The organism is Chryseobacterium sp. JUb7 (assembly GCF_024806495.1).
In the GTDB taxonomy this organism is placed as follows: domain Bacteria; phylum Bacteroidota; class Bacteroidia; order Flavobacteriales; family Weeksellaceae; genus Chryseobacterium.
In genome coordinates, this window is sequence record NZ_JANUFF010000003.1 from 305,655 (window position 1) to 319,128 (window position 13,474).

Sequence of the window (13,474 nt, forward strand, 5' to 3'; positions counted from 1 at the left end):
AAAGTCATTTATCGATTACCATTCATCATTTATAATTTTACTCTACTTCTTCAAAGAATTTTTTTACTTTTTCCATCAGCGACTGACCAAATGTTAATCTTGCCGCTTTTTTACTCTCTTGCTGTTCGTTCACAATTTCTTGCTGCTGAATAGGCGCTGCCTGCTGAATCGGCTGAACGGTTTCTGCCGGGGTAGTAGCTTTTACAGCTTCCGGCTGAGGTTTTTCCTGAACAATTTCTTCTTCTTCGACAATAATAAGTTTTTTATCTCTAATTTTTAAACTTTCCATTAATAAACCAATAGAAGTCGCAAATTCAGGTCCTTTAAGATACTGATTTTTATCATTCGCAATGTATTCGTTTGCAAATCCGATTCTGCTGTCGAAACCAGTTGTATAATTAGCAAGCTGACGAAGATGCTTCAAGTTTGAACCACCACCTGTCAGAACAATTCCTGCGATCAGTTTTTTCTTCTGTTCGAAAGCTCCGTAAGCTTTTAATTCAGTATTGACCATTTCAAGAATTTCTTCCACTCTAGCATTGATAATCTGTGCTAAAGTTTTTAAAGAAATTTCTTTATCCGGTCTTCCGTGAAGTCCCGGGATGGTAACATAGGTACTGTCTTTTTCAAGCTCAGGAACCGCAGATCCGAATTTTACTTTCAGTTGCTCTGCATGTTTTTCGATAATTGAACAGCCTTCTTTGATGTCTTCCGTAATAATCCCGCCTCCGTAAGGAATTACACAAGTATGACGGATGATATTATCTTTAAAGATTGCGATATCCGTAGTACCGCCACCAATGTCAACAATAGCGACTCCGGCTTCTTTTTCTTCTTTTGTAAGCACTGCTTCAGATGATGCCAATGGCTCTAAAGTAAGGGCTTCCATTTCTAATCCAGCTTCTCTTACACACCTTGCAATGTTTCGGATGCTTCCCATTTGGCCTACAACGACGTGGAAATTAGCTTCCAGACGTTTTCCGTGCATCCCAACGGGTTCTTGAATTTCACCTTCTGAATCCACCTTATATTCTTGTGGCAGAACGTGAATAATTTCTTCTCCAGGAAGCATGACCAGCTTTTTTACCTGATCTTTTAGTGCTTCAATGTCGTCGTCCGTGATGAATTTATCAGGATGTTCACGCATAATATAATCAGAGTGCTGCAAAGAACGGATATGTTTTCCTGCAATCCCCACCGTGACTTTACGGATGGGTACTCCTGCGCTTGACTGTGCCTCAGACACAGCTGCTTTGATTGAATTAATGGTTTGTGAAATATTATTCACGATACCTTTGTGAACCCCAAGACTTTTCGCCTTTCCTACACCGAGAACTTCTATTTTCCCGTGTGCATTCCTCCTTCCGACAATCGCAACAATCTTTGTTGTCCCGATGTCCAGACCTACTGAATACTCTTGATTATCCATTTTTATGTCGATTTGATTTTTTTTCTGTTTATCCCTGTTTTACTATTTAATAAGTTTAATAGGATTTTACCCTTCATATAGCTGCCCGTACGGACTCTTTTTCATTATTCTATTTTGACTTTTGCTTTTGTTTTCGGTTTTGACGCCGTCTGTTTCTCTGTTTTTTTTGTGTCTTTGGGTTTGGCTACTGTTTTTGGCTTTGTACTTTCCTTTGGTTTTGGTGGTGTGGAGCTTGCTTTTTTTACCTCAGTTGTTTTCTTCGGTTTTACTTCCGTTTTCTTTACAACTGCTGGAGCCAAGGGCTTTGCCAATACTTTATTTCCTGCTTTTAAGATACTGTCGTTTTCTTTAAAATAAGGATTTAGAGTCGCTACAATCTGGTTCTGATATTTTATAGATACCATATTGTATTTTTGAGGATCCTGATATACAAGATATTTTTCTACAAATGCTTTAAAACCTTTTACTTTTAAATCAATATTATCCAAATCTCCCAATTCTACTTTATAATTTCCTTCGCTCGTCAGAAGATTATAATCACCATTGTTATCTTTCGATATTCCAATGAAATATTTTTTACTGAAATCGTCTTTATCAATTTTTTCAACGAGCTCTGCCAGTTTTTCATATTCATCTTTTTTTACATTTCCCGTCACCAGCATGCAGGGATGTGAATATGTTCTTGAAATGGGAAATTCAATTCCTTTTTCATCCACATAAAAGTCTTTTCCATCTTTATTTAACCTGAAAACAGGAACTCTCTGTTTGATGTCTAAATTTAATTTTCCATTTAAGTTCAGATAAACATTGGCACTGTCAATAGCCGGCAATGCATTAATTCGTTTTTCCAAAGCCGGAATATCGAGATCACCTACTTTTTCTGAAGGGTTTTCTTTTTTTACAATCTCTCTGATATCTTTTTCGTCAACAAAATATACCGGAGTTTTTTCATTCATTTTTACAGAAATCTTATTATCCGTAATCTTCTGACTGTTGAATCTCTTCAAAGAGAAACTCAACAGAAACCCAAGGAGGATTACTGTGATAGCAATTTTTAATATTCTGTATTTATTTTTCATTATTTTAATTAATTTCCAAGCCACTCACAAATAGGGTCGTACAGCGTATCAATATTTCCGGCACCTACTGTGAGAATGATATCAAAATCTTTTTCTTTTATTTTATTAAAAGCATCAGCTAAAGTGGATACTTCCTTTTTATCTAATGCTACTTTTTCCAATAACCAACTTGAGTTTATTCCTTCAAAGTTTTCCTGAAGCTCTCTAGCCGGATAAATATCTAGCAAAATCAGTTCATCAGACTGGCTTAAGCTTTCTGCAAATCCGTCTGCAAAATCTCTCGTTCTGCTGAAAAGATGAGGCTGAAAAACCACCAATAATTTTTTTTCAGGGTAAAAAGTCCTGATAGAGCTCATCACCACGTTAATTTCTGTAGGATGGTGAGCATAATCATCAATGTAAATTTTACCGCTTTGGTATCTGTGCTTGGTATATCTTCTTTTAATTCCTTTAAAATTGGCAATTGCTTTTTTCAAAGTTTCAAAATCCACCCCTAAATTGTTTAAAATCGCCAGTGCAACCGTTGCGTTTTCAACATTATGGATTCCCGGAATTTCCCAGATAACATCTTTTACAGTCTCTCTTGGAGTGTGAAAATCAAAATAGATCTTATCATTTTCCATTCTAAGATTATCAGAATAGTAATCAGCAACTTCATTCACGGCATACGTGATATGAGGTCTACCTATATCAATTCCTTTTCTTACAAAAAGCTGTTTATCACTTGGGACCAGCCCTGCAAATTGTTTGAATCCTTCTTCAATGGTATTTTTATCACCATAAATATCCAGATGATCTGCATCTGTAGAGGTGATCACCGCCCAGTCCGGAGAAAGATTCAGGAAACTTCTGTCGTATTCATCTGCTTCCACTACAGAATACTGTGATCCATTATACAGAAAATTCGACTTGAAATTTTCTGAGATACCTCCTAAAAAGCATGAGAAGGGCAAATCGGCCTCTTTGCATAAATGGGCAACCAAGGTAGACGTTGTTGTCTTTCCGTGAGTTCCTGCAACGGCAATACAATCTGTGTTTTCTGTAATTAAACCTAACACTTTTGCACGCTTCAACACTTCAAACTCATGAGCATTAAAATAATCCAAAATCTCCAATTTTTTAATAGCCGGAGTATAAATTACCAAAGTATTTTCTTTCTGAAGAGAAGTGATTCTTTCATCAATGATATCTTCAAAAACAATATCAATTCCCTCGTTCATCAGAGCCGTCGTCAATTTTGTGTTGGTTTTATCGTAGCCCAAAACTTTTTTGCCCGAAGCATGGAAATAACGTGCCAGAGCACTCATTCCTATACCTCCGATTCCAACGAAGTAAAAATTTTGATATGTTTCTAAATTGTTCATTTTATATTTAATCTTAATGCTTCTATAAAAAAATTTCGTTTTGATGCCTTTCTATAAGCTCAGGGTGACATTGTTAATACTATTCGCTTATCTTCTTATTTTGTCAGGCTGAGCCTGTCGAAGCCTTTTTAATTATTTTATTACTTTAAAAATCTCGTCTACAATCTCTTTTGCAGCATTTGGCTTGGCAAAATATTTCAGATTTTCAGACATTTCTTTTCTTACACTTTCATTTTCGCAGATTTCTGAAAGAGTATTCCAGAATTTTTCCTGCATTTCAGAGTCTTTTACCATTCTGGCTGCATTTTTTTCAACCAGATTCATAGCATTCTTGGTTTGATGATCTTCCGCTGCAAAAGGGAAGGGAACCAATAAAACAGGCTTCTGTGCTACGGCCAACTCTGAAATGGCAATCGCACCTGCTCTGGAAACAATCACATCCGCTGCAGAATAGGCTGTTTCCATATCTTTGATGAATTCTTTCAGTTGTACGGAAGCTGGAAGCTGGAGGCTGGAAGATAATTCGTTGTAATCCAGCTTTCCGGTCTGCCAGACCAATTGATAACCTTTTTCCTTAAGGTTTTCTAAATTGTCTTTCCAACCATTATTTAATGTTCTTGACCCTAGAGATCCACCGACAGATAAAATGGTCAGTTTATCTTTGTCAAGTCCCATTTTTTCTTTTGCTTGAGTGGTCTCCTGCATTCCTGAAATGATATTCTCGCGAATAGGATTTCCCAGAAATTTTATTTTTTCAGCCGGAAAACCTTCCACTTTCGGATAGGCCGTAAATACAGCTTTTGCTTTTTTACTTAAGATCTTATTCGTTACGCCTGCGTGTGCATTCTGCTCCTGAATAAAAATCGGAATTCCCATTTTGCTTGCTTCATATAAAGCCGGACCACTTGCAAAACCTCCTGTCCCAACAGCGAAATCCGGAGCAAAGTTTTTAATGATCTTTTTAGATTTAGATAAACTCTTTAAGATCTTAAATGGCAATCCCAAATTAGATAACATATTTCCTCTGTCGATTCCGGCGATATCAATACCTTCGATTTTATAGCCTGCCTGCGGAACCTTTTCCATTTCCATTTTTCCGTTGGCACCAATGAACAAAAACTCTGCATCAGGAAATCTCTTTCTGATTTCATCTGCAATAGCGATGGCAGGGAAGATGTGACCTCCTGTACCTCCGCCGGATAATAATATTTTCAGTTTTTTGTTCATTTTAAAATCATTTTTCTTAAAAAATAATAGTGCTTTGTCATTTCATTGTTCGAAATGGCCTAAGCGATATCGTTTATTTCGGCTATGCTTTGTTTTTTTCCCATTCCTTCTTCATCATAAATCTGGATCCTGGAGCTGATATTTAAGATAATTCCTAACTGCAAATATGTTACCAGCATTGATGTACCTCCATAACTTATCAACGGCAGCGGTTGCCCTGTAACAGGGATTAAATTCACTGCAACTGCAATATTTACAGCAAGTTGTATGAAAATCATCACTCCGAGACTGAGAACGAGTAAAGACCCGAAAAAAGCGGGCATCTTACTGGCTATCATCACGATACGGATCATCATAATTAAATATAAACTTATGAGAAAAGCGGCACCAATTACTCCATATTCTTCAACAATTACGGCGAAAATAAAGTCGGATGCAGACTGTGGAAGCATTTGTTTTAAGGCGCTTTTTCCTGGTCCCATTCCTGTAATTCCACCATGTACAATGGCAGCTTTTGCCTGCATTACCTGATAATTTTTTGCTTTCAGGCTTTCATCGTCGGTATCTGCTGATTTGGCTTTCGTTGATGTAAAAGTTTCAATACGGCTCATCCATGTGTGAACACGGTTTCCTCCGATCATATTTGTATTCAGGGCAATCAGTAAGAAGAAAACAATGGCGATGAATGAGGCTGAAATAAAGCCTGCAATATATTTCCAGTGTAGCTGTCCTATAATCAAAACCACCACGGAAACCATTAAAATCATTAATGCTGTAGAACCGTTATCTTTTGCTACCAGTACAAAAACCAATAAAATAGGCCCGAAAATGTACATAATATTCTCAATCGGAAGCCTTTCTCTCGTGATTTTCTTGGTCAGATATCTGCAGAGGTAAATAATCAACATTAAAAAGGCAAATGAAGAAGGCTGGAATGAGATAGGGGTTCCCGGGATTTTCAGCCATCGGGAAGCACTCGCCCCGTCAATGGTTTGTCCTGTAAACATGGTGACAATCAATAGAACTACCATCAAACCGAGCAAAATACTGCTGAGCTTTCCGATATATTCGTACTTCACCATTCCGACCACTCTCATGATTCCCAAACCTAAGACTACAAAGAACATATGCTTGATAACGTGACCGGTCGTGGTCCCGTTATTTACAATGTATTCCAGATTCGAACTTGCAGAATATACAGGGAAGATAGAGAAAATGGAGATCACAAGAATGACCATCCAAAGTACTTTATCGCCCTTTAGAAATTCAAATCTGTTTTCTGTGTCTTGTTCGTTCATATTATTTAATGAATAATGAAAAATTAATAATGAAAAAATAGAATTTCACTTTTAATTATTCATTGTTAACTCTTAATTTTTCAGCACCTGTTCTTTAAACTGATGGCCTCTGTCTTCGTAGCTTTTGAATAAGTCAAAACTCGCACAACAAGGAGAAAGTAAAACGGTATCTCCTTTTTTAGCTAATGATTTTGAAATCTCAACCGCTTTTTCCATGCTTGAGGTATCATAAATAAACTCTTTTTTATCTTTAAAGAAATTGATAATTTTTTCATTATCAATTCCTAAGCAGACAATTGCTTTTACTTTTCTTTTGACTAATTCTTCAATTTCAGTATAGTCATTTCCTTTATCTAAACCTCCAACAATCCAAACGGTCGGAGTTTTCATACTTTCCAGTGCGTAATAGGTTGCATTGACGTTGGTTGCCTTACTGTCATTGATGTATTTGACACCTTCAATTTCAGTTACAAGCTCTAATCTGTGCTCAACAGCCTGAAAAGTCATTAATGAATTTCTGATACTTTCATTATTGATCTGTAATATTTTACCGGCAATTGATGCCGCTAAACTGTTGGCTACATTATGCGTTCCTAAAAGAGACAATTCTTCAATTTTCATGGAGAAATCATCCTTTAGCTTCACTTCAATCTTATCCTGATCTATGAACCCCCCTTCGGACAACTTTTCTTTTGTTGAAAAAGGAATCATTTTGGCTTTGATCTCTAATTTTTCAAGAATGTTTTTGCTCATTTCGTCATCTTTATTATAGATGAAGAAATTATCATTTTCCTGATTTTCAGCAATCCTGAACTTTGCTAATGCATATTCTTCATAGTTGTAATTGTACTGGTCCAGGTGATCCTGCGACAAATTCAACAATAAAGAAATATAAGGTCTGAAATTCTGAATATCATCCAACTGGAAGGAACTTACCTCCAATACGTAATATTCGTGGTTTTCATCAGCAACCTGCTTGGCAAAGCTGTAGCCTATATTTCCGCCTAAACCTACATTTAGTCCATCATTTTTCAGGATGTAATAGATCAAAGACGTAGTTGTTGTTTTTCCGTTGCTTCCTGTGATGGCTATTATTTTTGCATCGGTAAATTCTGAGGCAAATTCAATTTCAGAAGAAAGTCTGATTCCTTTCTCATGAATTTTATGAATAATTTCTGCCTTTTTAGGAATTCCCGGGCTTTTTACAATCCAGTCGGCATTTAAAATTTTTTCTTCGTTGTGGTTTTCTTCTTCAAATTCAATTTCATTTTCAACAAGAAACTGCTTATAGTTATCCTTAATGGCTCCTTTGTCTGAAAGAAAAACTTCCAGACCCTGTTTTTTAGCCAAATAAGCAGCTCCGCAACCGCTTTCTCCTCCTCCTAAAACAACTATTTTCATATAATTTTTGATTTAATGATTGAAATATTTAATAATTCAAAATGTTTAAATGCTTAAATAATTCAATTTTTTAAATTAATTTTTATCTCATCTTCAACGTAATCAAGCATACAATGGCCAGCATTACTCCGATGATAATCATTCTGTTAACTATTTTACTCTCATGAAAGCCTCCCTTCTGATAATGGTGATGTAAAGGGGACATTCTGAATAGTCTATTATTTTGAGCATATTCCAGCCCGTATTTTCTTTTTCTATATTTGAAAACTACAACCTGCAGCATCACAGATAGGTTTTCGATTAAAAAGATTCCACATAAAACAGGAATCATTAATTCTTTTCTTAAAATAATGGCTAAGACAGCAATAACACCGCCTAGCATCAAACTTCCGGTATCACCCATAAAAACCTGCGCCGGATAGGTGTTGTACCAGAAAAAACCAATAACAGCACCCACCATGGCCACTACAAAAATGGTGGTTTCACCCATATTGGGGAGGAACATGATGTTGAGATAATCTGCAAAAATAATATTCCCGGAAAGGTAAGCGAACAAACCTAAGGTGAGCAAAATGACGGTACTTGTTCCGGCAGCGAGGCCATCAATTCCATCGGTAATATTGGCTCCGTTGGATACCGCTGTTACAATAAAAATAACGATAGGGATGAAGACAACCCAAGCCCATTCATGAGCATCTTTATCATTCATCCAAAAAAGCATTCCACTGTAATCAAATTCATTATTTTTGGTGAATGGAACGGTAGAAACAGTGATTTTCTCAGTAGGCATAAAGTTTTGTTCTACATTATTTCTGTTGACTACTTTTGCGTCCGCATATTTTCTTTTAACAGTAATGTCCGGGTGGAAATACATTGTAACTCCGATAATTAACCCTAGCCCGACTTGTCCTACAATCTTAAATTTACCGCTTAAGCCATCTTTATTTTTTTTGATTTTCTTTAAATAATCATCTAAGAAACCAATGGCACCCATCCAGATCACAGAAACAATCAGAAGGACTATATAAACATTTGTAATTCTTGTAAATAACAGAACAGGAATAAGAGTCGCCAAAATAATGATAAGACCTCCCATCGTAGGAGTTCCTTCTTTTTGTTTTTGTCCGTCTAATCCAAGATCGCGAACCAATTCACCCATCTGTTTTGCTCTCAGGTAGTTGATGATTCTTTTTCCGTATACAAGAGCAATGGTTAAAGAAAACAAAACTGCCATTCCTGCACGGAAAGAAATGTATTTCAACAGTCCTAATCCGGGAACATGTATTCCATGGGCGGTTAAATATTCGTATAGATAGTATAACATTTTCTATTTAATTTAAAGGTTAATAATTTAGAGATTATACATCTTCATAAATACATCCCTTCTATATTTACATATTGTATCAATTTTGCTTCCTTTATTTTTTATAATTGATTCAGGAATCATTTTATATTTATGTTTTTGATACAGCTTTAAAATTTCATTTTCATAAAGAGGGCTTTTATTTTTCATATATTTTTCACAAAGGCAGATTCCAATTTTCGCTTCTGTATTATTATATACCAAACTTTCCGGCTCTTTAAATAATTTTGAATAGTAAACCCCTTCACAATCCAAAATTTTATATTTTTTTTCAAATACATTTGTGAAAATATAGAGCATAAATATTCCCAGACCAATTATTAAAAGTATGATGGCGGATATATTTATTGCTTTCATTTTCCCATTTATTTACTCATAAGCTTCCAAAGCTCATTAATTACTTCTTTGTCATCAAAATGATGTTTTACACCATTGATCTCCTGATAGTTTTCGTGACCTTTTCCGGCTACGAGAACGATATCTTTCGGTTCTGAGAATTTTATTGCCATTTTGATGGCTTCTCTTCTATCTGGTATTGAAGTGTATTTGCTGAAGTTCTGAGGTTCAACGCCTGCTTCAATTTCTTTTATAATAACTGCAGGATCTTCCGTTCTCGGATTATCTGAAGTGATGATGGCCAACGTAGATTTCTTCGTGGCAATATTTCCCATTTCAGGTCTTTTTGAATGATCTCTGTCGCCTCCGCAACCAAAAACAGTGATTAATCTTTCATTTTTTGTTCTGATATCATTAATGCTGTCCAGAATGTTTTCCAACGCATCGGGAGTATGTGCATAATCTACGATGAAGAAAATCCCTCCATCTGATTTGAATGTTTCAAACCTTCCTGAAACTCTTTTAAGCTTACTGATGGCCTGTAAAATTTCATCCTGTTCAAAATCAAGCTCCGCAGCAATTCCGTAAACCAGCAATAAATTGTAAACATTGAATTTTCCCGTCAGTGTTGTCCAGAATTCTTTTCCGTTAAAGTTCAGCAGCATTCCGTTAAAATCAACTTCCAGAAGTTTTCCATGAAAATCTGCCATTGTTTTCAAGGCATAAGATTTTTTTACCGCCTTTGTATTCTGAAGCATTACATTTCCGTTTTTGTCATCAACATTAGTGATGGCTACAGCTGTATCCTGAAGTTGATCAAAAAATCTTTTTTTGGTTTTTAAATACTCATCAAAAGTTTTATGATAATCAAGATGATCATGTGTCAAATTGGTAAATCCGGCTATTTTAAAATGAAGACCTTCAATTCTGTTTTGGGCAATTCCGTGAGAGCTTACCTCCATAAAAGCAAAATCACAACCTTCTTCAACCGCCTGAGCTAAAATTTTATTAATGGTGATCACATCCGGAGTTGTGTGTGTTGCCGGAATGATTTTGTCTCCAATTCTGATTTCTACTGTAGAAAGTAAAGCGGAATCGTAGCCTAAATTTTTGAAAACATCAAAAAGCAGCGTTGAAACGGAAGTTTTCCCATTTGTTCCTGTTACACCAATTAATTTTAATTTTTCAGAAGGATTACCATAAAAATTGGATGCTAACTGGCCTAAGGCTTTAGAAGAATCTTTTACTTTAACATAGGTGATATATTCATCTAAATGTTCAGGAAATTCTTCACAAATGATTGTTTTTGCTCCTTTTTCAACTGAAGATGCAATAAATGAATGTCCATCTACAACCGTTCCTCTCATTGCGATATACAAAGAGTTTTCCGTAACCTTTCGGCTGTCGAATGTCAATTCTGAAACGTCACGAGTGTCATCACCGTGAATTTCTAATACTGGAATTCTGTTTAATAATTCAATTAATTGCATTTCTTTGATGCTTTATATTTTAATCTTTGACATGGTTTTATCCTGTCGTTATTCATATTATATTTTCGGATTCCATAAGTTTCACTTATGGCTATTAATATTGAACCCTTCGGGTTCTTTTCTTCCTTTAATTCTGCAGAGATAAATAAATTCTCTGATTCTTACTAATTGTTGTGCCTTCCAGTGGGAATTGTTCTGTAATTCTTCCAACACCCTTAAAATCAACACGGTATCCTAGGTTTTCCAGTTGCGGGATCACGTTTTTACCGATCAATCCTACTACACTTGGCATTTGTTTATTATTTACTTCTATTTTTACATTAGGCTCAACCATTTTATTTAAGTTGACCTTTTTGTCTACAAGCATTTCTTTTTCAACATTTTGAGGAGTCTTTAAGAATGTTTTTCCTGCAATTTCCTTAAAAACCGGAGCGGAAACTGTTCCTCCATAAAATCCTTTCGCTGTATTCGGTTCACTGATCATTACATAACAAGTATATTTCGGATTATCAGCCGGATAGAATCCTGCGAACGATGCTCGATACTTCATCGGACCAGGCAACCAATATTCAAATCTAGCCGTTCCTGTTTTTCCTGCCATTTTTAGATTTGGGGTAAAAATACTTCGTCCTGTTCCTTTTTCAACGGCCTTTGTTAAGGCATTGGTCATCATTTTAATGGCTTTTTCAGAAGCCATTCTGTTGACCATTACTTCTGGTTTTGCATTATACATTACCTTGCCGTCTTTCATGATTTTATCGATGAATAAAGGCTTAAGCATTTTTCCGCCGTTAGCAACCCCATTATAAAAGGTCGTTAACTGTAATAAATTAATGTTTGATGAATATCCGTAAGCGATTGAAGCCAGTGTTGCAGCATTCCATCTTTTGTTCTGAGGCGTTACAATTTTAGGTTTTGTAATCCCCGGAAGCTCAATATCCATTTTGTCAAATAACTTCCAGCGTTTCAGGTGGTCCAGGAATATCTGAGGTTTTTCGGCATAATACTTTGTAATCAGTTTTGCTGTTCCTACGTTACTGGATTTTGCCAAAACATCACTAATGTCGTAGGTCCCACCGCCGTGTCCGTCTGAAATTCTTTGCTTTGCATATACCCAAACTCCGTTTCCTACATTTACCGTTGTATTTTCGTCAATAAAACCATCATCCATTGCCGCCAGAAGCGAAATAGTTTTAAAGGTAGATCCGGGTTCGATATTATCTTTTAGAGCATAGTTGTAAGAATCTTCGTAATCTCCATCTTCAGTTCTGCGCAGGTTAACCATTGCACGAACTTTTCCTGTTTCAACCTCCATCACAATCACGGTTCCGTGTTTTGCTTCAAAATTGATCAGTTGTTTTTCCAAAGCTGAGTGTGCAATATCCTGAATTCTAAGGTCTAATGTCGTATAAACATCTTCACCGTCAACGGGTTCCTGAACTTTCCAGAAGTCAATAGGTTTCCATTGAGAAGAATTGATTCTCTGTTCCAATCTTTTGCCATCAGTTCCTCTGAGATATTTTGAGAAAGCACCTTCAAGTCCGGCTGTATGTTCTCCGTCATCCATACCAATGGTTCCTGCTCCGATTTCTGAAGTGGCAAGCTCTCGCTTATAATTTCTGTCGACAATAAAGCCTCCTTTATTTTTACCTCTTTTAAAAATCGGAAACTGTCTGATTCTGTCGTACTGATCAAAATCAAGACCTTTTACCAAAGTGTAATACTGGTTTTTCTTTCCTCTCTGTTCGTCAAATTTCTTTCTGAATTCACCTCTTGGCTTTCCAAACATTTTGCTTAAAGAATCTGTTAATGCGCCAATGTTGTTGGTGTAAACAGTGTCCTTCATTGTTTTGAAATCAAGATAGATGTCGTAGCGCATCACGGTTGTTGCGAGAATAGAACCGTCTGAAGCGAATAAATTTCCACGGGCAGCTTTTAAAGTAGCCTCGCGATAGTTTTTATTAATGTAGTCGTCTTTAATTTCCTGAACATTAGTGTTTTGTAAGATTACAATTCTCGCAAGGAACATTACAAATACGCACAAAGCCACCACTGCGAAGAGGTAGCCCCACCTTAACGTTTTTTTACGTTTGTTATCGTATTCATTTTGCTTTTGCATCTGTGCTGTCCAGTTTTATTAGCAGTTTATGAGGATGATTTTCCAGGGTCATTAAAGAATCCCTTGCTACTTCTTTCCCCAACTCCGATTCCATTTTTACTTTGATCAGCTTACTTTGGGCGTAAGCGTTTCGTGATTTATATTCTTCTGTTTCTTCTTTTAAGGCGTTAACAATTTTAATCTTCTTGTTGACGAGATGATTGCTGTAAATCATGGCCATCATTAAGATAAACAACAGGAGAAAATACTTGTAATGTATTTTGATCTCATCACGGTTCAGAAAATTCCCTTTTATAATATCTATAAAAGTTAATCTCTTCTGGGGACGATTTGTTGTTACTCTTTTTGCCACAGACTTTGTCTGATTT

At 36.1% G+C, this 13,474-nt stretch carries 11 protein-coding genes; all 11 read right to left on the reverse strand.

Annotated features, from left to right (window positions below; genetic code table 11):
* Positions 1-37: 37 nt before the first annotated feature.
* Positions 38-1,429 carry a cell division protein FtsA gene (gene ftsA, locus M2373_RS08330; protein WP_259109462.1) on the reverse strand — a complete coding sequence of 464 codons (1,392 nt, stop codon included), beginning with the start codon at positions 1,427-1,429 and terminating at the stop codon, positions 38-40.
* 104 nt (positions 1,430-1,533) lie between these two features.
* Positions 1,534-2,508, reverse strand: coding sequence for an FtsQ-type POTRA domain-containing protein (locus tag M2373_RS08335; protein WP_259109464.1), 975 nt, complete (start codon positions 2,506-2,508; stop codon positions 1,534-1,536).
* Positions 2,509-2,516: 8 nt separating this feature from the next.
* Positions 2,517-3,872, reverse strand: a complete 1,356-nt coding sequence (gene murC, locus M2373_RS08340) for a UDP-N-acetylmuramate--L-alanine ligase (RefSeq protein WP_259109466.1) — start codon at positions 3,870-3,872, stop codon at positions 2,517-2,519.
* 132 nt (positions 3,873-4,004) lie between these two features.
* Positions 4,005-5,099, reverse strand: coding sequence for an undecaprenyldiphospho-muramoylpentapeptide beta-N-acetylglucosaminyltransferase (gene murG / locus M2373_RS08345; protein WP_259109468.1), 1,095 nt, complete (start codon positions 5,097-5,099; stop codon positions 4,005-4,007).
* A gap of 59 nt (positions 5,100-5,158) precedes the next feature.
* The gene (locus M2373_RS08350; RefSeq protein WP_259109470.1) at positions 5,159-6,397 is read right to left on the reverse strand and encodes an FtsW/RodA/SpoVE family cell cycle protein; all 1,239 of its coding nucleotides are present in this window, start codon (positions 6,395-6,397) and stop codon (positions 5,159-5,161) included.
* 72 nt (positions 6,398-6,469) lie between these two features.
* Complete coding sequence (gene murD / locus M2373_RS08355; RefSeq protein WP_259109472.1) at positions 6,470-7,798, reverse strand: UDP-N-acetylmuramoyl-L-alanine--D-glutamate ligase; 1,329 nt, start codon at positions 7,796-7,798, stop codon at positions 6,470-6,472.
* Between the two features lie 82 nt (positions 7,799-7,880).
* On the reverse strand, positions 7,881-9,122 hold the full coding sequence (gene mraY / locus M2373_RS08360; RefSeq protein ID WP_259109474.1) for a phospho-N-acetylmuramoyl-pentapeptide-transferase: 1,242 nt from the start codon (positions 9,120-9,122) through the stop codon (positions 7,881-7,883).
* Positions 9,123-9,149: 27 nt separating this feature from the next.
* On the reverse strand, positions 9,150-9,518 hold the full coding sequence (locus tag M2373_RS08365) for a hypothetical protein (RefSeq protein WP_259109476.1): 369 nt from the start codon (positions 9,516-9,518) through the stop codon (positions 9,150-9,152).
* Between the two features lie 8 nt (positions 9,519-9,526).
* Complete coding sequence (locus M2373_RS08370) at positions 9,527-10,987, reverse strand: UDP-N-acetylmuramoyl-L-alanyl-D-glutamate--2,6-diaminopimelate ligase (RefSeq protein ID WP_259109477.1); 1,461 nt, start codon at positions 10,985-10,987, stop codon at positions 9,527-9,529.
* Between the two features lie 127 nt (positions 10,988-11,114).
* Complete coding sequence (locus M2373_RS08375) at positions 11,115-13,106, reverse strand: penicillin-binding transpeptidase domain-containing protein (RefSeq protein ID WP_259109479.1); 1,992 nt, start codon at positions 13,104-13,106, stop codon at positions 11,115-11,117.
* Positions 13,090-13,458, reverse strand: a complete 369-nt coding sequence (locus tag M2373_RS08380; protein ID WP_259109481.1) for an FtsL-like putative cell division protein — start codon at positions 13,456-13,458, stop codon at positions 13,090-13,092. The genes M2373_RS08375 and M2373_RS08380 overlap by 17 nt, the downstream gene beginning before the upstream one ends.
* Positions 13,459-13,474: the final 16 nt, after the last annotated feature.

Bases quoted from the DNA above. Each gene is read 5' to 3' on its own strand.
- M2373_RS08375 (WP_259109479.1), bottom strand. From the start codon at position 13,106: ATGCAAAAGCAAAATGAATACGATAACAAACGTAAAAAAACGTTAAGG.
- murD (WP_259109472.1), bottom strand. From the start codon at position 7,798: ATGAAAATAGTTGTTTTAGGAGGAGGAGAAAGCGGTTGCGGAGCTGCT.
- M2373_RS08365 (WP_259109476.1), bottom strand. From the start codon at position 9,518: ATGAAAGCAATAAATATATCCGCCATCATACTTTTAATAATTGGTCTG.
- M2373_RS08335 (WP_259109464.1), bottom strand. From the start codon at position 2,508: ATGAAAAATAAATACAGAATATTAAAAATTGCTATCACAGTAATCCTC.
- mraY (WP_259109474.1), bottom strand. From the start codon at position 9,122: ATGTTATACTATCTATACGAATATTTAACCGCCCATGGAATACATGTT.
- murC (WP_259109466.1), bottom strand. From the start codon at position 3,872: ATGAACAATTTAGAAACATATCAAAATTTTTACTTCGTTGGAATCGGA.
- ftsA (WP_259109462.1), bottom strand. From the start codon at position 1,429: ATGGATAATCAAGAGTATTCAGTAGGTCTGGACATCGGGACAACAAAG.
- M2373_RS08370 (WP_259109477.1), bottom strand. From the start codon at position 10,987: ATGCAATTAATTGAATTATTAAACAGAATTCCAGTATTAGAAATTCAC.
- M2373_RS08350 (WP_259109470.1), bottom strand. From the start codon at position 6,397: ATGAACGAACAAGACACAGAAAACAGATTTGAATTTCTAAAGGGCGAT.
- murG (WP_259109468.1), bottom strand. From the start codon at position 5,099: ATGAACAAAAAACTGAAAATATTATTATCCGGCGGAGGTACAGGAGGT.